The organism is Pedobacter sp. GR22-10 (genome assembly GCF_026239715.1).
Lineage (GTDB): Bacteria > Bacteroidota > Bacteroidia > Sphingobacteriales > Sphingobacteriaceae > Pedobacter.
Map to the genome: position 1 here is coordinate 1,107,553 of NZ_JAPIVR010000001.1, position 22,469 is coordinate 1,130,021.

Below are 22,469 nucleotides of genomic sequence, written 5' to 3' on the forward strand. Positions count from 1 at the left end.
TCGAATAACTGCAAATAATTAAAAAAATACCAGCCAGATGAATGTATCTAATCATAATCATAACCTCTTCCAAACAATAAAATCAACCATCTTATACATTACTGGATTAACTTTACTGCTATTCTTTACCTTTAAGATTATTTCTATCGTATTGCTGGTCATTTTTGCGTTGGTACTGGGGATTATCATCAGTGCACCGGTGAGTAAATTTGAAAAAAAAGGAATGAAAAGATGGCTGGCCAGCCTGATTATTTTTGTGGTTATTTTCGGTGTAAGTATTGGGCTAGGCTGGTTAATTGTCCCGCATATTACCAATCAGCTCGATGTTTTAATCAGCAATTTACCCGGTTATTATACTTCTGCATCCCATCATATCGCATCGGTATTGAAGAATTATCCGGAGTTCAACCGTGAAATCCAGGATAGCGGTGTTTCCATCGGTTCAGCCATCCCGTCGGTAGGAAAAACCATTGTTGGTCTGGGTAATTTTTCTTTCGGCATCATCGGTGGTGTATTTTTGTTTATCGTATTTGTTTGTTTAGTCGTCTTTTATGTAAGTCATCCTAAACCAATTGTTGAATTGTATTTGTCGCTCTTTCAGCCACGTAAAAGAGACAGCGCGAGAAATGCCCTGCAACATACCACTACCATGCTGGTGGGCTGGATGAAATCTAATTTAATCGGAGGTGCCATACAATCTGTTTTGGTATATGCGTTTCTCAGTATTGTAAGTGTGCCGGGTGCATTGGTTTGGGCTGCGCTGGCTTTCTTTTCCGAATTGATTCCCAAACTGGGATTTTATATTATGGCCATCCCGCCAACATTGGTTGCGCTCTCCATTAGTCCGTTAACGGCATTCTGGTGCCTTTTGTTTTTTCTTTTACTAAATGAGCTGGTATCCGATTTTTTGATGCCTAAGCTGCGTTCATCAACCATGAACATCCACCCGGTATCATCACTGGTTATGTTATTAGCCATGGGTGCGGCTTTTGGTTTAACCGGAGCACTTCTGGCTACGCCTATGGCGGCTATTGTTAAAGCTTATTATGAAGAGTTTTACCTGAAAAACCTGCCTGAAGATCATAAAATGGACCATCGAATCGATGAAATAGTTTACCACAAGTAGTTTACATATCATTAAAAAAATACTTTTCATGAAACGTTTTAAAAATAAAATAGCATTAATTACCGGTAGTAGTCAGGGGATAGGTGAAGCCTGTGCATTGCGTTTAGCCAAAGAAGGAGCCGACATCATTTTAAATGGTAGAAAATTCGACGAACGTGGAGAGGAGCTAATTGCCGAGATTAAAGCAATGGGCGGAAGAGCAGAATTTTTAGCTGCTGATGTGAGCAATACTAAAGATGTAATTAAGCTTGTTCATGATGCCATTGATGTTTTTGGTGCACTGGATATTCTGGTGAATAATGCAGGTTTAGAAACAAAGGCAGATTTTTGGGACGTAACGGAAGAAGATTATGACCTGGTGATGGATACCAATTTAAAAGGGGTATTTTTTGGCATGCAGGCTTTTGTTAATTATTGCAGGAAAGAAAAAAGACCTGGTACTATTGTTAATATGAGTTCGGTGCACGAAGAAATAGTTTTCCCGCATTTTGCAGCTTACTGTGCCAGTAAAGGCGGATTAAAGATGCTAAGCCGCAATCTGGCGACTGAACTGGCTCCATTTAACATCAGGGTGAACAATGTGGCGCCAGGTGCCATATCTACCCCCATTAATCAGGATCTTTTAAATGATAAGGAGCAGTTGGAAAAAGTAATCGGAAATATTCCAATGAAAAGGATGGGTACAGTAGATGATGTGGCAGCGGTTGTGGCTTTTCTGGCATCAGACGAGGCCGCCTACGTAACAGGATCAACCTATTATGTAGACGGTGGTTTAACTTATCATTATGAGGAACAATAAATATTTGAACCTTAGTCTTTTCCGCTTTCTCTGTTCAGCTGTTTGTTCAATTCAATAGCGGCACTGATAAGGGCCAGATGCGTAAAGGCCTGAGGGAAATTACCTAAGTGTTCGCCCTTTTTACCCAGTTCTTCACTAAATAAGAGAAGGTGATTAGAATAGCTGATCATCTTCTCGAAATATTCCACGGCTTTATCCAGTTCGCCACTTTTTGCAAGAGATTCGATAAACCAGAAAGAACACATGTTAAATGTGCCTTCTTCGCCTTCCAGGCCATCAAAATTTTCTTCGCCATTTTTGTAACGGTAAACCAGTACATCTAAAAGCAATTCCTTTTCAATCACTTTCATGGTCGAAAGCCACCTAGGTTCTATTGGCGAAATAAAATGCGTCAGCGGCATTAACAATACACTGGCATCAACCTGCTCTGCGCCTTTATATTGAACCCATGAACCCAGTTTTTCATTCCAGAAATTATGGTAAATATCTTGGTAGATTTCACTTCTGATTTTATGCCATTCCGCTTCGGGATAAGGAAAAGAACGATGCTCCGCAATTTTAATGGCACGGTCCATGGCTACCCAGCACATCAGGCGGGTATGTAAAAATTCTTTTTCTGCGGTCCTGATTTCCCAGATACCATGATCTGGCTTTTTCCAGTTTTTGATTACCTGTTCAATCTGTTTCTCAATGAGCATCCAGAATTGATATGTAATTGGTTTGTATGACTTATTATAGATATAAATGGTGTCAATCAGTTCACCATAAATGTCAATCTGAACCTGGTTTGCTGCAGCATTGCCAATGCGTACCGGTTTTGATTTACGGTAACCTTCAAAATGTTCCAGTTCTCTTTCTTCGATTTTTGGGTTGCCGTCTATCTGATAGATGAGTTGCAGGTCAATTTTCTGGCAAAGGTTAAAAATCCAGTCCATAAATGCAGTGGCTTCTTCATTAAAACCAAGGGCCAGGAAAGCATACATGGTAAAGGCTGCATCACGGATCCAGGTGAAGCGGTAATCCCAGTTTCTATCACCTCCCAGTGTTTCTGGCAGTCCAAAAGTTGGTGCGGCCACCACAGAACCGAATTCTGCAGAAGTGAGCAATTTCAGTGTAATGGCAGATCGTTTAATCAATTCACCATAATGCCCTTTATAACTCGTTTTGCTAATCCACTTTACCCAAAAATCTTTGGTTTCATGGTAAGCGTGATCAGCATAGTAGGCGAGTTGCTCACCAGCTTCTTCCGGTTTTAAAAATTCGAGTACAATCGTTGCCGTTTCAGACTCCTGGAGTGTAAACTCGGCATAGCCATTTGCCTTTCTCAGTAGCAGCGGTACATCTGCAGAAACTTTAATTTTTAATTCTTCATCAGGGCAATCAAAAATGAGGTGATTTTCATCACTATAAGCCTTATACTCGCTTTGTGCATAACCAAACCGGGGTACGCAACTGAACTTAAAATTAATACAGCCCCTGATGGTTTTAATTTTTCTGACAATGGCACTTGTTGATAAGTCTTTACCTTCTGATATGGGCATGAAATCAGTCAGTTCTGCAATTCCGGTATCCGAAAAAAACCTGGTGAGTAAAATGGCCGTACCAGGAAAGTATAGCTGTTTGGTTGTGAAATTTTCCAGTTCAGGTTCTATGGCACAATAGCCACCTTTCTGCCTGTCGAGCATGGTTGCAAATACAGAAGGCGAATCAAATTTTGGCGCACACATGAAATCAATTGAACCATTTAGTGAAACCAGTGCCACCGTTTTTAAATTTCCGATAATGCCATAGTTTTCTATCGGCTGAAATGGTCTTTTGATGTGATTCATGCTTAAGGTAGTATGATTTAATAAAGTTTACCTTAACAAAGCGAATTACCTACTTTTTGTTTGGTTGTAAATTGGAATTAAGATTTAATGCAAAAAAAATCCCGACTGTGGCCAGCCGGGATCCGTATCTTGATATGTAAAAATTAAATTAAAAAACCACCGCCTAGCAAATCATTTCCTTCATAAAATACGGCAGACTGGCCTGGCGCAATGGCCGAAACGTTATGATCAAAGACAACACGCATTTTATCCTTCTCCTGAACAATAGTGCTTAGCATACCCGCATCCTTGTAACGGATTTTGGTGATAACATTATCCATGGGCTCTTCTATGCTGGCATATTTAATCAGGTTAAGATTGCGCACCATGGCCTCCTTACGTTCCAGTTCGTCAGCCCGGCCTAAAACTACAGTATTACTTTCTGGTAATATCTGCGTTACAAACATAGGTTCACCAAATGCTACGCCCAAACCTTTACGTTGGCCAATGGTATAAAACGGATAACCTTTATGTTGTCCAACGACCATTCCGTTGCTTAAAATGAAATTTCCTCCAGCTACACGATCTTCCAGATCTTCTACCTTGTGTTTTAAAAAGGCACGGTAGTCATTATCAGGAACGAAACAAATTTCATAGCTTTCTGATTTTTTAGCCAGTTCTTCCTGCCCCATATCCAATGCCATTTGCCTGATTTCTGATTTGGCAAAACTTCCTAGAGGAAACTTGGTGCGTGAGAGGTTTTCCTGCGATACACCCCAAAGCACATAAGACTGGTCTTTATTTTCGTCTTTACCTTTAGAAATTACATATCTTCCGCTGTCTTGCTGACGGATATTGGCATAATGCCCGGTGGCGATAAATTCGCAATCCAGTTTATTGGCTCGTTTTAATAATGCTTCCCATTTAATGTGGGTGTTGCACAACACACAAGGGTTAGGCGTTCTTCCGGCAAGGTATTCATCTACGAAATTATCGATTACATAATCGCCAAACTCATCGCGAATATCCAGAATATAATGCGGAAAACCATAGTTAACCGCAAGCGTTCGGGCATCATTTATACTGTCAAGTGAACAACATCCGGTTTCCTTACTGCTGCCCCCTGAACTGGCATAATCCCAGGTCTTCATGGTCAGTCCGATTACCTCATAACCCTGCTCGTGCAACATTACCGCTGCTACCGAACTATCAACCCCGCCACTCATGGCCACCAGAATTCTACCGTGTTTACTCATTTCTAAATTATTGCCTGCAAAAATAAGGTTTATTTACCTGAAATTTTTTAAAGCAAGTCAGTTCGTTGTAAAAAGCCGCTGAAGGAGAAGCAGGGCAGCGTAAGGTGTATGCTACATCAAACATCAAATAGATTTTGTGAATACAGGTTTAGATGGATGAAATCTAAAGATATAAAATTAAGTTAAACGTTTTAGTTTTATGTTTAAGTAGATTCCAATTTTAATTTATACCTTAGAATTTTCGTTGAAATTGTTCAATTTAATACATCCATGATCAAAAAAATTATCCTCCCTTGTTTGCTTTTATCGGCATTTTTAGCCACCGCACAACAGAATTTAGTGCAATATGTGAACCCCATTATTGGTACCTCTAAAATGGGACATACTTATCCGGGGGCAACAGTACCCTTTGGAGCGGTACAGTTAAGCCCTGAAACCGATACTTTATCTTATGAAGTGAATGGAAAGTATAATGGTGATGTATACAAGTATTGTGCAGGTTATAAGTATGAGGATAAAACCATAGTGGGTTTTAGTCATACGCATTTTAGTGGCACAGGGCATTCAGATCTGGGTGATTTCTTAATTATGCCTACGCAAGGTAAACTGCAGTTAAATCCGGGTACGGCAGATCGACCTGAGAGTGGTTATCGTTCTGCCTATGCTCATGCCAATGAAACTGCTGAAGCCGGTTATTATAAGGTAAAGCTGGATGATCATCACATTACTGCAGAATTAACGGCAACCAACCGGGTAGGCATGCACCGGTATACCTTCCCAAAATCAGATCAATCGCATATTATTCTGGATCTTATGGCGGGCATCTATAATTACGAAGATAAAACAGTCTGGACTTACGTTCGGGTAGTTAATGATACCCTGATTACAGGTTATCGCCAAACAAATGGCTGGGCACGTACCCGGACAGTTTATTTTGCCATGAGTTTCTCTAAACCCTTTAAAAGTTACGGAAGAAAGAGCTATGATGCTAAACAGGCCTACCGGGGTTTCTGGGGTAAATTTAACCAGGAGCAGAATTTTCCTGAAATAGCGGGTAAAAAAATTAAAATGTACTTTGATTTTGATACAAAAGAAGGAGAGCAGGTGAAAATTAAGTTTGCGCTATCTCCGGTAAGTCAGGAAAATGCCTTGCAAAATATGCGAACTGAAATTTCAGGGTGGGATTTTGAAAAAGTAAAATCACTAGCACAAGCTACCTGGAATAAAGAGCTGAATAAAATTCAGGTAACCACTTCAAACGCCAATAAAATTAACTTTTATACGGCTTTATATCATGCCTTCATAAATCCAACTACCTATACTGATGTAAACGGCGAATATAAGGGTTTGGATCAGGGTGTTCATAAAGCTGAAGGCTTTACCAATTACACTACATTTTCATTATGGGATACTTACCGGGCATTGCATCCCTTTTTCAACCTGGTGCAGCCCAGTCGCAGCAATGACATGGTCAAATCGATGCTGGCCCATTATGATCAGAGCAGTTTACACATGTTGCCCATCTGGTCACACTACGCCAATGATAACTGGTGTATGAGCGGATATCATAGTGTTTCAGTAATTGCGGATGCTATTATTAAAGGCACTTACAACGGAGATCCAAATCAGGCACTTGATGCTTGTGTAGTAACCGCAAAACACCGGGATTACGAAGGAATAGGTTATTATATGGATAAGGGCTATATCCCGGCTGAAAAAAGTGGTGTATCTGTTTCCAATACTTTAGAATATGCCTACGATGATTGGGCGATAGCACAATTGGCTAAAAAATTAAATCGTACGGATGTTTATAATGAGTTTATTAAGCGTTCAGAAAACTGGAGAAACAATTATGATCAGGCATCTGGCTTTATGCGCCCTAAATTGGCTGACGGAACATTTAAGCAAAAATTTGATCCAAAGGATACCGAGGGGCAAGGTTTTATTGAAGGTAACAGCTGGAATTACAGTTTTTTTGTGCCTCATAATCCCACTTCCCTGATTGAGGTTATGGGGGGTAAAAAGAAATTTGCCGCACGCCTGGATTCTCTTTTCAGCATGCACCTGCCGGACGAATTTTTTGCCCACACTGAAGACATTACCCGTGAAGGTATCATCGGCGGTTATGTACATGGAAATGAACCCGCTCACCATGTAGCTTATCTGTACAACTGGACGGATGAGGCCTATAAAGGCCAAGCACAAATCCGCCACATCTTAAACATGCAATACAAACCTACTGCCGATGGCTTAGGTGGAAATGATGATTGCGGACAAATGAGTGCCTGGTATATGTTTTCGGCTATGGGTTTTTACCCTGTAGCTCCGGGATCAGATGTATATGCACTGGGTAGCCCGCTGGTGAACAAAGCGGTAATAGAATTAGAAAATAATAAAACATTTACGGTAGAGGCTTTAAGCCAAAGTGATAAAAATGTATATGTTCAAAAAGTGATGCTGAATGGTAAAGAGATTACGAATCATAGCATTAAACATACTGATATTACAGCTGGCGGAAAGCTGACTTTCTACATGAGTGCCAAACCTAAAAAATAATATTTAATTGTTTAGGTTTTTGATATGAAACCGCTGGTTTTGCCAGCGGTTTTTTTTGTTCTTCAATTTGTTGATTACATGTTGGGGCATCAACTTAAATGTACCTCAGCCACCATTGCCTGTGCGTTTGTTTATATCTTTTAAACCATTTGCAGGGAAGATAGAGTAACGCTGCAACTGAAAACCAGATCAGATAGACCACTATTAAGTTAAAGCCGAAATTGACTGGTCTGAAATAAAATGGAATCTGAACAATATCTTTCCCTGTGAAGCCTGTTGCAAAAAAAGCGATAACCAGAAAAGTATGCAACAGGTAAAAGTGCAATATATAATAGAAGAAGGGGACTGAACCATAAATAGCAAAAATCCGGCTTCCGATATTTTTTAAACGTTCTGAGAAAGCCAAAAACAGCATCGCGGGACCTAAAGTCATGCAGGTATACTGCAGGGAAGGTGGGTACTTACTTACATTAAAAAAAGAAAGCATGTTACGGAAAAGATCAAGATATTCTTTTCTAGGAGCGGGATCGCCATAAAAGTTAATCCATCTTAAAGCCAAAAATAGTAGGGTGGTTAAACAACCTGTGAGGATTAAATTTCTTTTACGCCGCGCACCATCATATCCTTTTTTGTACCAGCTGCCTATGGCATAACCGATAAACATGATGCCCGTCCAGGGTAGAATGGCATAAAATACCCCAACTAAATGATGGTCAGATATGGGTAGCACTGTTCCAAATGCGGTAAATACTACTTTTAATATCATTGCCCAGGTAGGATTTTGAGGTACTGGCAACAGGTTTAAGATATTATGCCCAAATACCAGGATTAACCCAATAATTAATACCGTTTTATATGATAATCTGCTTATCAGCCCCAGCAGAATCATGCTCCAGCCAATGGCCCAAATGACCTGCAGAATGATAAAATGATAAAATGGATTAAAGGTTAACCCTAATGACACAATCACAATTTCAACTGCGATAAGCCATAGCCCACGCTTAATCAGAAATTTACCTGCTATTGCCGGAGTTTTATTTTGAGCAGATAAATAAGCTGATAAACCTGAAAGAAAGACAAATATTGGTGCACAGAAATGGGTAATCCACCTGGTGAAAAACAACGCCCCGGTTGTGGTGGCCGGGTCGAGCGGATTACCTGTTACGGCCGATATGTGAAAAAAATCACGTGTATGGTCAAGTGCCATAACAATCATTACTATTCCTCTCAGGATATCAATAGATAAGATGCGGTTTGAAGGCAGGGAATGATCTGTATTCATATTTATATAATCTATTTAAAGATATAAAATCCAGATAAAAAAGCATGCTGAATGATTCCGCTTAAATGAAGCATTGATTTAAGCAATGCATGTTTCTTTTTATCTGGTGATCTTGTTGCTCTTTTTATATTTCTGTGGCGGTGATTTAACCGATAAATGCAGCTTTATTTATATTGATTGATGATATATTGCTATTTCAGATCAATCACCCATAATGATTCATAAAATCGATTTAGGAATGTCAAAATGTATGTTTTTAATTTTGATCTTTTAAAAAATATTCTAATATTTGTTAAGTTCTGACCAAATGCCGATCACCTGAATCTTCTTAAGGGCTAACCATGATCGGTATAAAGCGGGATTAACATTTGATAATTTTAAATGCAACACATCATTAAAGTATTAACCGGCTTTTTACTGCTGATTTCCTGCTGGATCAATTCACCTGCACAAGTTAGTAGATTTGAATATTTACAACGCATTAAGATTATCGAAGGTAATATAGATCGTTATTTTTACCTGAAGGATAAGGGACTATACCTGGAAAACATTGGAAAAACCGAAAAACCATATTCTTATTTATGGCCACTTTGTGCATTGATTCAGGCTAAAAATGAAACAGAGGTATTAAAAAATGATCACGGGATGCAGCCAGTGATGAAAGCGATTGATCAGTATTATACCAAAACATCTCCTGCACCAGCCTATCAATCCTACATTGAAAAAAGCAGTCGATTTTATGATGATAATCAATGGATTGCCATTGCTTACCTCGATGCTTACAGCCGTACCAAAAACAAAGTTTACTTTAACCGGGCAAAAGAAATTTATACCTGGCTTTTAACGGGATATGATGAAAAAACCGGTGGGGGTTTATACTGGAAAGAAGATGAGAAAACCTCCAAAAACACTTGTTCAAATGGGCCTAATATCTTAGTTTCGCTCGGATTATATCAGGCTACCAAGGAAAAGAAGTATCTGGATACAGCGTTAATGGTCTATAACTGGACAAATAAAACCTTAAGGGGGCCTGATGGTATTTATTTTGATGCCATAAAGGTTTCATCATTAAAAATAGATTCTGCTACCTACACTTACAATACGGGTACGATGCTGGAATCGAATGTGCTGCTATATAAAATCACAAAGGATGAAAAATACCTCAAAGAAGCAAAATTTATTGCCACTGCTGCTGAAAAACGATTTTATAAAAATGGAAAACTGCCGGATCATTACTGGTTTAATGCTGTTTTACTTAGAGGTTACCTCGCGCTGTACTCCGTTGAAAAAAATGCATCACGCCTGGCATTCTTTATTAATGATGCAGAACGTGTTTGGAAAACGGAACGTGATGAAAGAAATCTTTTAGGAAAGGAAACTGATAAAAATTTGTTGCAGCAAGCCGGAATACTGGAAATATATGCCCGGCTGGCGACTTTAAATTTAACCAAATCGTAAAAATATAAATTAATGAAAAGAAGAACATTTATTCAAAATACAGGCTTGCTTGGAGCAGGAGTAGTGGCGTCCAAGTTTTCGTTTGCCGCAGACTTTGCTCCGGCGTTTCCGGTAGTTCGCGTTCCGGCAGGAAAAAGGCATTTTCAAAGTAAAGCTGTAGATGATGCTATAAAAACTTTCCAGTCGAAGGTTAAAAATCCTGAGCTGGCCTGGCTATTTGAAAATTGCTTTCCGAATACATTAGATACCACCGTTTATTATTCAGAAAAAAATGGTCGTCCGGATACTTATGTGATCACCGGAGACATAGATGCCATGTGGTTAAGGGACAGCTCGGCCCAGGTTTGGCCATATTTACAGTTCGTAAATGAAGATGAAGCCCTTAAGAAATTAATTGCCGGAGTGATCAATCATCAAACGAAATGTGTGCTGAAAGATCCTTATGCCAATGCTTTTTATGGCGATGCCAATAAAGTTGGTGAATGGAAAACAGATGATACCGCCATGCAGGCAGGTGTACATGAGCGTAAGTGGGAAATCGATTCGTTATGTTATCCCATTCGTTTAGCTTATCATTATTGGAAAAAAACAGGTGATAAAGCACCATTTGATGCCAATTGGAAGAAGGGTATAGAAACCATTCTAAAAACCTTTAAAGAGCAGCAACGTAAAACGGATCACGGCCCGTATCATTTTCAACGTGAAACTAACAAACCAACAGATTCACTACCAATGGCTGGATATGGTTTTCCCGTAAATCCGGTCGGATTGATTTGTTCGGCCTTTCGCCCAAGTGATGATGCAACCATTTTTCCATTTTTAATACCTTCAAATTTCTTTGCCGTATCCAGTCTGAAGCAAGCAGCTGAAATGATTAAGGCACTTCAAAGTGATCAAACTTTGGAAAGCAATTTGCTTAATCTGGCGGATGAGGTAAATAAGGCTTTGCAAAAACATGCAATTGTGGCGCATCCAAAATATGGCAAAATCTACGCTTTTGAAACCGATGGTTTTGGAAGTAATTATTTGATGGACGATGCTAATGTACCCAGCTTGTTAAGTTTGCCTTATCTTGGTGCGATGAGTGCCGATGATCCGATTTATCAAAACACAAGGAAATTTGTGTTGTCTAAAGATAATCCATACTTTTTTAAAGGTACTGCTGCTGAAGGAATAGGCGGACCACATGTTGGTCAGGATATGATCTGGCCAATGAGCATTACGATGAGGGCATTAACATCAAAAGATGATGCAGAAATCAAATATTGTATCAGTACTTTACAAAAAACTCATGCCGGCAAAGGTTTTATGCACGAATCTTTTCATAAAGACAATCCGGCTAAATTTACCCGTGACTGGTTTGCTTGGTCGAACACCTTATTTGGTGAACTGCTATGGAGAACCTACCATGAGAAGCCCTCACTTTTAACCGTTTAATACAATATTTTGCTAAAGGCCATTCATTTTTGTGAAGGCCTTTAGCTTAAAATACATTTCGTTTTCGATCTCGCTGTAAAACGGTATTGGTGCATTTTTCTCAAAAGCCGTCTCACTGGCTTGTCAAGAAAACCAAATTTCTTTACGATTAATGCTTTGCCTTATTAAAAATATGTTCAATTTTGCCAGCGTTTAGGGGAAGCTGGCCTAAAGAATATTTTAATTTCCTGTGAAATTTAAAATGTAGCTCATTAAGCTTGTTTTACCGACAAATTAATTTATATAAATATATCAATATCATGACTGTTTTAAATGATAACATTCCAACATCAACACTACTGGAAATTAAGGTGGGTGATACTATAAGTGATGAAAGTGGATTATCAGGTGTGGTGGTTAATATTGCCATTCAGGAAACTGATGAATTTTTAATGTTAATTTTTGGACTTCAGGAGGGCGGCGAGATTAAGGCAAAAAAACTTCGCCAGGTTTGCTAACCAGAATACCTTCATTACCATTTCCTGGCATTAAGTATTAACATTAAATTTGTTCTTCGATTCGTAAATTTTAATGAAAACTAAACTTTTTGCCTTCATTTTTTCATTGGTATATCTTGTTCAGTTGTATGCAGAAACAGCAGGACATATTTTGTTGAGCCAAGTTTCTAAACCATTCATCATAATGATATTATTGATTTGGTTGTATGTAGCTACTCATCTTAAAGGCCGTTTCCATAAAAGAATATTTACAGGTTTAATTTTCAGTTTGGCTGGTGATATTTTTTTAATGTTACCAGCAGGGAATGGACGCTTTTTTAATTATGGACTGTTTGCATTTCTGCTTTGTCACATCTTCTATATCAGGGCTTTTACACTTGATCATAAATCTAATCCAGAGTTTAGAAGTCCGTTTTTTTTGTGGGGTGCAGGTGCATTAATTATCTTCTGTATGGGCTTATTCTTTTACTTACAACCTCACCTCGGTGCCTGGCAGTTTGCTATTTTAATGTATGCCATCATCATTACATTCATGGCGATTATGGCACTTAACCGTTATGGGAAAGTGAATTTAAGTAGTTTTAAGTTGGTGTTGATGGGCGCATTACTCTTTCTTTTATCAGATAGTGTATTGGCAGTTAATAAGTTTAGCAGGCCTATTCCGCAGGCAGGCATACTAATCATGGCCAGCTATATGTTAGCGCAATACCTGATCGTTTATGGAACAGTGGTGCGGGAATTGGTGGTGAAGCAAACGGAGATATAGCGCGTATCGAGCTCAAATTTTATTTCTTTTACAAGTTCTTGGTGTGCGCTGTGTAAATCTCTTTACCCTCTGTGGTGAAAAAATAACCCGCCTAATTTTTTATTCTTTGCGGAAATCTTCTTTTTTTTGCCGTTAAAACTTCCCAAGATATAACCTCGCTATTTCTTTTTATCCTTATCCATCACTGTAAAAACCTGCACCAGTCTTTCTCCATTTTCATCTACCAAAGTCAGTGTATGTTTTCCTGGCGGCGGACTAACAGCCAATTGGTGATAATTGGTGGTGGTAGCGATATATTCATGATCAATGTGCCAGTAAATTTTAGAACCTTGATTTCGATGTGCCGCATTTAGAACGATTTTTCCCCGTGTTCCATTTAATTCAAGCGGAATATAAACTGAAGCGCCATTTTTTGGATAGATGAGCTCCATCACATTATTTCCACCGGATAGATCACAACCAGAAAGGTAAGGTGGCAAATTTTTATAGTCACTGTTTTTAATCCGGTAATAATACTCCATAGCCGGGGGAAGAATGAACCAGCTTTTATGCTGCATGTTGGTTACACTTTCACATTGATCAGTAACACGATAAGTTCCGGTCTTGTCTAAATGAATAATTTTATGAAAGGGACAAACAGCGGTTTTTTCTCCGGCAACTGGTACCCAATCTTCTATCACATCGGGACAATATTCTCCGGCCTTGTAACCGCTTTGCTTACACACTTTGATTTTTTTAAGTTTTGTTTTAGGTGTTTCAAACCATTTTCCATTAGGCAATAACCTAAACAGATCAAATAAAACCGGAGCGGCAGCTTCTATGCCTACCAAACCCGGCCTGCCTTCTCCATCTGCATTGCCCACCCACACACAAACAACATAACTGGGCGTTAAGCCTAATGCCCAGGCATCGCGAAAGCCAAAGCTTGTACCTGTTTTCCAGGCTACTCTTTGCGATGAAGAAAATTGTTCCCATAAGCCTTCATCGCCCGGACGCATGACTTCTTCCATAGCATTAAATGTTGCCCAAATGGCTCCATGATCTAAAAAAGAGTTACGTTGATCATCTTTGTCAGGATCTTGCTTAGGATGATAATAGGTTGCTTGCTTATAATCATTAGGGTCGTATAATCCCTTATAGGCATTAAAATGGTTCAAAGTTCTCACCATCCCCATGTAAGTATTTGCCAGATCCCACATGGTTACTTCGCTGCCGCCTAAAATAAGAGATAAACCATAGTGATCTGCCGGTTGATTTAATGTTCCGATCCCAAGTTTTTTTAGCTTATCGTAAAACCTTTCATACTTATACTGCTGTAGCATTTTCACTGCTGGTATATTTAAGGAGCGGCTTAAAGCCTTATCGGCGGCAATGGCACCATCATAACCCAAATCATAATTTTGAGGGGAATAACCAGCAATTTGCGTGGGCACATCCGGAATCAGGGTGTGCGGCAGAATAAAGCCATCGTTTAACATACTGGCGTAGAGCAATGGCTTTAAGGTGCTTCCCGGGCTTCTTGGTGCTTTGATCATATCTACATGACTAAGCAGTTCTGTATTTTCAGGTTGATAAATATTACCTACATAGCTGACCACCGTACCGGTTTTGGCATCAAGAATTAATGCAGAAATATTATTGATGTCATTTGAACGATAACGATTATTATAGCGTTTTAGAATGGCGTTCACTTTAAGTTGTATATCCTCATTCAGCGTTGTGGTAATTCGGGTAGAATTAATTTCCAAACTCGCTCTTTCTGCCTTGAATCGATTTAGCAAATGCGGTGCATTTTGTGGCAGGGGCATGGGCTTTCCAGGAATAGGTTCCAGCTTTGACAGGTTTGCCGTTCCCTGATCTATATACTTAAGTTTTGCTAACCTATCTAATAAATCATTTCGCTTTTTGATTAACCGGTTTGAATTTTTTCCGGGGTGAACCAATGACGGACTATTGGGTAAAACAGCTAAGGTAGCCATTTCACCCCAGGAGAGTGTTTTTGCATTACGGCCATAATAACGCCAGCTTGCAGCTTCCAATCCCACTACATTGCTACCAAAAGGTGCGTTAGCAGCATATAAACCAATAATTTCCTGCTTGGAATATTTGAGTTCCAGCCTGAAAGCGAGGATCATTTCATAAATCTTCTGCCATATGGTTCTATCTTCTTTTCTTGATAATCTGATCACTTGCATGGTTAAGGTACTGCCACCACTCACTACACTTTTTGCCCGAAAGTTTTGCCGCATGGCTCTGCTCATGGCGAGGAAATCAACACCAAAATGATTGTAAAATCGTTTATCTTCAAATGCAATAATACAATCCTTGAATTTTACAGGCACAGAATCAGCCACTGGAAAACGCCACTGGCCATCGCTGGCAATGGCTGCACTCAGTAGATTTCCATTACTGGCCTCTACCACAAAAGAGGTTGGAGATTTAAAAAGTTTTGAAGGTAAAAGCAATAAAAACACCAATAGCAAGATGATACAAATGATATCTGTGATAAGAAATGCTTTTGGTGTTTTATACATACTATTTTATAAAATTAGAAACCTCACAGGTTTTTAAAACCTGTGAGGTTTGAAGATAGGAATAAATGAAACAGGCTATTTCACTACCTGCACCCATTTACCATCTTGCGTTGCTGAAATATCATTATTATACATGGCCTCGCACTGAATGGCTGATAAATAATATTTCCCTAAATAAGAAGCATTAAGCAATACCTTATAGACTACACTTTCATTTTCACGAATGTTAAAGTAAGTGAAAACGCGGTCATCCCGAATATCCTGATAAGTGAAAGGAGAGGAGGCCAGGATGCTTTGATTATCATTGACCCTGGTGTTGATAATCTCCCATCCGGATGGGAAAATCTGCGTTAAAGCCATTTGCTCATAATATCCCATTCTTCCCGGATTCTTAACCGTTACTTCAGCATAAAAATCGGTTCCTTGTTTCAATGTCGTTGGATCTAAAACCTTTCCGTTTAAACGCTTGTAAATTACGTTCATGTCCAATACCTCAGGTCGGTTTGGTAAGAAATTATTCTGACCTGCAACAGGTTGTCCTTCCAAAACCAAACGTACAAATACTACGTTTTTACCATTATTTGTAACTGAGGCCGTATTTCCTTTAAAGTTTACTGCCGTGCTGGTTAAATACTGACCAGAATTGACTGCTGCGGTTTTTCCGTCTAAAACATATTGATATTGTAATTTATTCGATGATTGATTGGTGCCACAGAATTTGGCAATAGCCAGTAAACTGTATGCAGTGGTTTGCGTGCTATACCAGGAGTTTTCGCCTAATTTTGATGCTAAGGGTTGCAGCAAGCTTGCTGCCCTGGCTTTTTGACCAAGCAGCGTTAACGTCTCCAGGATCATTGCCTCGTCACGAACATCGGAGCCATAAGTTCCTCCTAACTGTTTGTATGGCTGGATGGAAGTGTCTAATCCGCGAATCATGCTTTGGGCAATATCATTTTGTCCGGCCAATTTATAAGCAGCAGCCAGGCGCCATTTTGCTGAAACGGATAAGTATTCGAATGCTTTTAACCTGTTCATCGCAGCCATTTCTGGTTTTTTTGCAAGTGCGAGCATATACAAGCGATAAGCCTGAGATAAATCTCCACCATAAAAATTATTGCTGTTAGGTGCCCAGTTAGCTGCTTTTGTTTTTTGATAACGCAGTAAATCTTCCAGTAATCCGACAGGTAAAGTGTAACCCGCATTTTGTGCTTCAACCAAAAAGTGGCCACCATAATTACTGCCCCATTCATCTGCATTTCCTTCGCCAGGCCAGTAAGATAACCCACCATCAGTGGTTTGGAATCCTTTTATTCTGTTAATTCCAGCTTTAATATTTTTCTCCGTCATGGCTTTTTGTTGCTCATTCAACGGACTTAACCGATCTAAATACAATTGCGGAAAAATACCTGACGTGGTTTGCTCAATACATCCATGTGGATATTGAATGAGATAGCTCAGGCGTTTCTTTAAGTTAATCGATGGGATAGAAGATACCTCAAGTGCACCTGAATTTGTTCCGGTCATCCCGATAGGGGCATAATTTACCGCCCATTTCTGACCAGGTTGAACGGTTGCAGATACCACATTGGTTACATAAGGGTTTGGATTTCGAATATCCATTTCCACATCATAGTCTGTTCGCTCACCACCACTTTGTGCAATAACTTTTACTTTAGCAATGCCAATTGTATTCGGAGCTTTTACTTCAAAATAAGCCATTTGCTCTCCAGTTTGCTTGTAGAAAAGCTGTTGTTTATTGGTACCCTGAACAATCAGGTTACTTGCCTGAAGCTGAACAGAAACATTTTTCAGATTTTTTTCTGTCGCAAAAACGGTAACCGGTAAGGTAAAGGTTTCACCCGGACCAATTACCCGTGGCAATGTTGCTAAAACCATTAAAGGCTTTTTCACCTGAACTGATTTTTCTGCAAAGCCATAAGCTGCATCCTGTCCGGCTACAACCATTGCTCTTACGGCACCAATATATTGTGGCAATTTGAATTTATGGGTTTTGCTTTCACCTTTACCGATCGTAAATGGTCCCATATATTTAACCACTGCTTTAAATCGGTTAGCCTTTGCCGGATTTAGGTTTTTATTGATACTGCCATCTCCACCAATACTTAAAATTCTTTCCAGGTTTCCACCCCATGCACCTAAAACATAATCAAATAAATCCCAGGTTTTAACACCTAATCCTTCACGGGCATAGAATGCACCATGTGGATCTGGCGTTTTGAAACGTGTTAAATCCAGTAAGCCTTCGTCAACCAGTGCAATGGTATAGGTCATGGGCTTTCCATTCTGTTCTCCAACGGTAATGGTGTTTTCCGTTTCAGGTTTAATCTTATCCTGCATTTTAATAGTAGGCTTCAAAATGGTTTGTGGATCTTCCACCAAAATTGGAATCGCACCATACATCCGGATCGGTAAATCATTAACCGTCTGTGCATGAGGCTGTAACAATGTAATGTTTGCGAAAACATTTGGTGCCATTTCCTTCTCTGCCTTAAATTTATATTGCGTTTGTCCGGCTTTGGTATCAATCCAGAAGGTTTTTAAAACCCGGCTTCCATTTTCAATAGATACCAATGCCCTGCCATTTTCGGCAGTAGGAATAGTTAAGGTGATGTCTTCACCAACCGTAAATTTCTCTTTATTTGCGGTGAATGATAACATAGAGGCCTCTGTTGGATTTGAACCCTGTTCGCGCTGTGCCCATCCCGGCCAATCCACGTAAACAGATTTTCCGGTTACATGACCACCATTTGCATCCCGAACTAAAATTAAATACCGACCCCATTCCGGTTCATTAATTCTTAAATTCCAGCTGCCTTTTCCATTTGAGAGGTTTACCTGGTGTGTTTCTACCAGCTTGTTGTATTGATTTTGCGTAAAGTTGGCGTAGGTATACTGATCATCCTGTTCCCACCACCAGCGCCATTGTGTTTTATACAGTTCTACCTGAACGGTTTTACTGCCAGAAAGTAATTTTCCATCTGTATTTACATTTACAATTTCAATTTTATGGTCTTTGCCGGTAACCAGCATGCCACTGAGTTTATCACCCTTTTCCGGACGAATACCCAAATAGCTCTTATATACGTGATAAGGAATACTAAAATTATCAATACTGAAATTCCCACCCGGTTCAAAAACCTTTGTAGTAAAATTAGCCCTCAAAATACCAGGGGCGGTGTTGTTTTCATTTAAATTGGTATTCACCTGTGCGCTTCCTACAGCATTTAGTGTGCCTTCAAAAATGGTTTTCACCTGCGATTCAAAGTTAACCGTAGGGTTATCGAAGCTAAAGCCTTCAAAACCTTTGAATTTAGTTTCTGTGGTATTCAGGTTAACATCCACTTTGGCCTTTAAATTCTGAGCAACTGCTCCGAACAGCCATTTAGCCGATAGGGTAGCAGCAGAAGTTCCGGTGGTAAGGTAAGGCCTGTTGCCTACATTGAAATCAATCTTTAACCGGTTTGGCATAACCGTTTCAATTTTGAGGGTTTTGGTAAAAGTTGCACCGCCAGCCTTCACTTTCGCCATCCAGTTCCCGGTTGGTGCTGTATTTTCGGTTGCCGTTTTGAAAGTGTAAAAACCATTTAACGGTTTGCCATTAATCAGACGTTTATACAATTGCCCTTTTGGATTATAAAATTCCATGGTAACCGGATAATTGGCCGGTAGTTTTTTGAGTTTATCTTCCAGTACGAAAGAGACAAACAAACTATCTCCAGGTCGCCAGACACCGCGTTCTCCATAAATAAATCCTTTTAAACCACTTTGCACTACATCACCACTCACATCAAAACGACTTAACGGAAGCGAACTGCCGTCATCCAGTTTTAGATATCCACGTTCAGAACCATTTTTGGCAATCAACAAAAAAGGCTGGCGTTTTAAGTCAAAACGCGCAAAGCCATCACCATCTGTCTTCGTTGTAAAAATGACCTGCTTCTGGTAATCCATCAACTCCAAATCGACACCACTTAATGGCTTGGCAGTTAACAAATCTGTTGCCACAATCAGCATGCTGTTATCATTTCCTCTTTTTGCAACCAAGCCGATATTAGAAGCCAGTAAGTTTCTGCTTACCCAACGCTGATTGGTATAAAAAGATGGCGTACAAGGATTATCCTTATCATTCCAGCGGTAATTGGTAGGATAATAGTTATTATAGCGTTGCCAGAAATCGTCATCCTCATCAATTTTTTCACCATATCCTTCGTTCTCACCATAATAGCTATCCTCACCATCGCTTTCCTCTTTTTCATCATTGGCTTTACAGTTATACGCATTGTATTCCCTTCTGAACGCGATGGTTACCCGGTACATGGCACCAGGTTCCGTACGGATCATCTTATCTAAGTCAAGCGTAAACCGATTCTTTTTATGCAGGTTTAAAGATTTGTCTTCATCCAGGCGTATGGTTTTCTGCAGAATAGGTTTAGCTACCCTTCTGAGCTCGTTTCCATCCCGGTAACTATTGCTTTGGAAGAATTGCAGAATATTGTTTTCATAAATTTTAATGACAGTCACATCTACAGCCTTAAGGTTAATGGCTTCAAAAGGCAGTACAAGTTTGCTTGAATTTGGCAGAATTGTGCCAGCACCTGCAATGGTTACGGCCGGTAATTTATCTTCGAAAACTAAATTGGCAGTTTTGCCACCCATTAATGTTTTGCCATTGATATTCTCTACGCCGTTGTTCACATTTAACGTGTAATTTCCTTTGAGTTCTTCTGCAGCATACACCTTTACCTGGCTGGCATCTATCGTAAACCTTAAGTCACTTAAATTTCCAAGGGAAATCATTCCGGTTAAATCCTGACCTACACCAATGGGCTCAGAAAATTGTACCAGGGCATAGTCTTCTTCGCCCTGAATGGCTTTCATATCCAGAATTTCAAACTTATTTAAGGCAGGTATGCGGATTTCTTCTTTACCTTTCTGTTCTGCATCCAATTCATCACCGTCCCAATCTAATTTAAGGGTTTGATCTGTTGCTTTTTTCTTGATGCTGTCGACCGTAAATTTTGATATGTTTTTTGCAGGATCGTGCTGCCATTTTATTTTTAATTTCTGGTCAAAATCAAGGGTAATGACTTTTTCAATCTTCGCGGTTTCCTCTGCATCTGCTGTCGCCACTTCGCCTGTCAGTTTCATATACTCCAGCGAAGTATTGTTTTGAGACACCAGGCCATTCTGCGTAAGCATGATGCCAGGTGTAATCACCTTAAATTCAAAATCAAAATCTTCCAGTCCTTTTTCCGTTGCCGAAACTTCTGATAATTTGAAGCTTGCTTCGTATTCCTTGCCTGGTTTCAGATTTTCATCCGGCCTGAATTCGACCGTTTGTGGGTCAATCCAATAAGTTTTCCCAGAAATAGATGGCGAGAAATCGAACAACTCCCGGGAGTCTGCCTTTCCCAAATCCTGCATGCCCGTTGCTGCATTCGCCAGGTGAATACGGATGAAACTTTTTTTAGATATTGTACCGGAGGTATATGCCTCGATGTATTTAGCATAGGCCTGATTGTCGTCATTTGATTTTTTCTTGTGGCGGAAATAAATAAAGATGATTGCCGCAATAGAAACTGCTAAGAGACCTATAAAAATGAATTTCTTTTTGGATGATGATTGGTAGGTAGATGGTTGCTCCATTTTGGAATAATGTTTTAGGTGGAGGAAATTAAATAAAATTCAGCTGAAAAAGAATGATGTTGAAAAGTAAGACGCAATTAGAATGATTCTGTAGCTTTTAATAGTCTTGATTGTTTCAGTTTTATCATCAATGAATGTAATCATTAAATGCCAATCAATACTTAACACATAAAATGTTTATTCCTTTTTCTATTTGTTGATATAGGATGATTTAGATATGTTTACATCTTAAATCTCCTAAACCAGATATAATGAAAAGAATATTGATTTTTGGATGCCTGATGTTTGTCGCTGTTAGCTCTTTTGCGCAACAAAAAAATGCTGAAAAGGAGGTTGATCAGGCGGTAAGCAAATTATTAGCATTAATGGTTACACCAGATAGCACTAAATTGGATCAGCTGCTTTTAAACAATCTGAGTTACGGCCATTCTAGCGGAAAAATTCAAAATAAGCAGGAGTTTATGCATTCATTACTTTCTGGTGAATCAGATTTTTTAGATGATATCATAATAGCTGATCCTAAAACCATCGTCCAAGGTAATACAGCACTGGTTCGTCATAAATTGATGGCGCAAACAAATGATAAGGGCATTAAGGGCAGTGTAAATCTTTATATCCTGCTCATCTGGTCTAAAGAAAAGGCAGGGTGGAAGTTGCTGGGCAGGCAAGCGGTTAAAGTGCCTTAGTTTAGTCTTGAGTTTGGAGTCTTGAGTTTGGAGTTTGGAGTCTTGAGTCCTTTAGTTTAGAGTTTTAGGTGCTTTAATTAACGTTAGCGTCTAAAGTCCTGATACCTGGGTATTTCCATTAATCGATAACCTCCTACACCCTCATTCTTTTACTTTTTACTTAATCATTACTCCCGGTCTATTCACCAATGGGATTTTGATCAAATTGGTATCGATAATGCTTTCCGGAAGAAAGATGAACTTCTTATCATAGATGGTAGAACCTATATAATAACTCAGCCAGTATTCATTTGTCAAGCCAAAAACTTCCGGATCAATGGCTTCTACACCTTTAAAGTCCTGTGCAGCCATATCGCCGATGAAATGTCGCAAAACAGAAGTTTTAACCTGCTTGCCATCTTTTTCGCCATAACCTTTAGAGCTGATCAACACATTGGTAATCGGCTCATTTTTTAAGTTAACCAAATAGACAGTCCAGTTTTTAACTTCCGGCGTTTCGCTCATCAGTACAACGGCCATTGCGATATCTTCAACTATATTTTCTGGTAAATCTGCTTTCAATTTTTAATGATTGAATGTTTAATGATGGAATAATTG

At 39.4% G+C, this 22,469-nt stretch carries 14 protein-coding genes; 8 read left to right on the forward strand and 6 right to left on the reverse strand.

Going from position 1 to position 22,469, the window contains the following annotated elements; all coding sequences use genetic code 11:
• The first annotated feature begins 37 nt into the window (after positions 1 to 37).
• Positions 38 to 1,126: an AI-2E family transporter gene (locus OQX64_RS04680; protein WP_265817846.1), complete on the forward strand. Its 1,089-nt coding sequence runs from the start codon at positions 38 to 40 to the stop codon at positions 1,124 to 1,126.
• Between the two features lie 28 nt (positions 1,127 to 1,154).
• Positions 1,155 to 1,925, forward strand: coding sequence for an SDR family NAD(P)-dependent oxidoreductase (locus OQX64_RS04685; protein WP_088302704.1), 771 nt, complete (start codon positions 1,155 to 1,157; stop codon positions 1,923 to 1,925).
• 11 nt (positions 1,926 to 1,936) lie between these two features.
• Here OQX64_RS04685 and OQX64_RS04690 read toward each other — a convergent pair whose 3' ends face one another.
• Both OQX64_RS04690 and mnmA read right to left on the reverse strand, forming a co-directional pair.
• A complete protein-coding gene (locus OQX64_RS04690; protein ID WP_265817847.1) occupies positions 1,937 to 3,754 on the reverse strand; it encodes a glycoside hydrolase family 15 protein in 1,818 nt (605 codons plus the stop codon).
• A 143-nt stretch (positions 3,755 to 3,897) separates the two neighbouring features.
• Positions 3,898 to 4,989 carry a tRNA 2-thiouridine(34) synthase MnmA gene (gene mnmA, locus OQX64_RS04695; RefSeq protein WP_088302700.1) on the reverse strand — a complete coding sequence of 364 codons (1,092 nt, stop codon included), beginning with the start codon at positions 4,987 to 4,989 and terminating at the stop codon, positions 3,898 to 3,900.
• Between the two features lie 270 nt (positions 4,990 to 5,259).
• Here mnmA and OQX64_RS04700 point away from each other — a divergent pair, with 270 nt between their 5' ends.
• Positions 5,260 to 7,545, forward strand: a complete 2,286-nt coding sequence (locus OQX64_RS04700) for a GH92 family glycosyl hydrolase (protein WP_265817848.1) — start codon at positions 5,260 to 5,262, stop codon at positions 7,543 to 7,545.
• 94 nt (positions 7,546 to 7,639) lie between these two features.
• On the opposite strand, the gene OQX64_RS04705 is transcribed toward OQX64_RS04700, so the two are convergent.
• Positions 7,640 to 8,827 carry a DUF1624 domain-containing protein gene (locus OQX64_RS04705; protein ID WP_265817849.1) on the reverse strand — a complete coding sequence of 396 codons (1,188 nt, stop codon included), beginning with the start codon at positions 8,825 to 8,827 and terminating at the stop codon, positions 7,640 to 7,642.
• 381 nt (positions 8,828 to 9,208) lie between these two features.
• On the opposite strand from OQX64_RS04705, the gene OQX64_RS04710 reads away from it, so the two are divergent.
• The 4 genes from OQX64_RS04710 to OQX64_RS04725 all read left to right on the forward strand — a co-directional run bounded on the left by OQX64_RS04710 (position 9,209) and on the right by OQX64_RS04725 (position 12,985).
• On the forward strand, positions 9,209 to 10,285 hold the full coding sequence (locus OQX64_RS04710) for a glycoside hydrolase family 76 protein (RefSeq protein WP_265817850.1): 1,077 nt from the start codon (positions 9,209 to 9,211) through the stop codon (positions 10,283 to 10,285).
• A 12-nt stretch (positions 10,286 to 10,297) separates the two neighbouring features.
• Positions 10,298 to 11,722, forward strand: a complete 1,425-nt coding sequence (locus tag OQX64_RS04715) for a glycoside hydrolase family 125 protein (RefSeq protein ID WP_265817851.1) — start codon at positions 10,298 to 10,300, stop codon at positions 11,720 to 11,722.
• Between the two features lie 299 nt (positions 11,723 to 12,021).
• Positions 12,022 to 12,219, forward strand: a complete 198-nt coding sequence (locus OQX64_RS04720; RefSeq protein WP_088302692.1) for a hypothetical protein — start codon at positions 12,022 to 12,024, stop codon at positions 12,217 to 12,219.
• A 73-nt stretch (positions 12,220 to 12,292) separates the two neighbouring features.
• The gene (locus OQX64_RS04725) at positions 12,293 to 12,985 is read left to right on the forward strand and encodes a lysoplasmalogenase (protein WP_265817852.1); all 693 of its coding nucleotides are present in this window, start codon (positions 12,293 to 12,295) and stop codon (positions 12,983 to 12,985) included.
• 158 nt (positions 12,986 to 13,143) lie between these two features.
• On the opposite strand, the gene pbpC is transcribed toward OQX64_RS04725, so the two are convergent.
• Positions 13,144 to 15,519: a penicillin-binding protein 1C gene (gene pbpC, locus OQX64_RS04730; RefSeq protein ID WP_265817853.1), complete on the reverse strand. Its 2,376-nt coding sequence runs from the start codon at positions 15,517 to 15,519 to the stop codon at positions 13,144 to 13,146.
• Between the two features lie 75 nt (positions 15,520 to 15,594).
• Positions 15,595 to 21,186 (reverse strand): alpha-2-macroglobulin family protein, encoded by a 5,592-nt coding sequence (locus OQX64_RS04735; RefSeq protein ID WP_265817854.1) that lies wholly within the window; start codon positions 21,184 to 21,186, stop codon positions 15,595 to 15,597.
• A 251-nt stretch (positions 21,187 to 21,437) separates the two neighbouring features.
• On the opposite strand from OQX64_RS04735, the gene OQX64_RS04740 reads away from it, so the two are divergent.
• The gene (locus OQX64_RS04740) at positions 21,438 to 21,872 is read left to right on the forward strand and encodes a nuclear transport factor 2 family protein (protein WP_253249079.1); all 435 of its coding nucleotides are present in this window, start codon (positions 21,438 to 21,440) and stop codon (positions 21,870 to 21,872) included.
• Between the two features lie 156 nt (positions 21,873 to 22,028).
• On the opposite strand, the gene OQX64_RS04745 is transcribed toward OQX64_RS04740, so the two are convergent.
• Complete coding sequence (locus OQX64_RS04745) at positions 22,029 to 22,433, reverse strand: hypothetical protein (protein ID WP_088302682.1); 405 nt, start codon at positions 22,431 to 22,433, stop codon at positions 22,029 to 22,031.
• Positions 22,434 to 22,469: the final 36 nt, after the last annotated feature.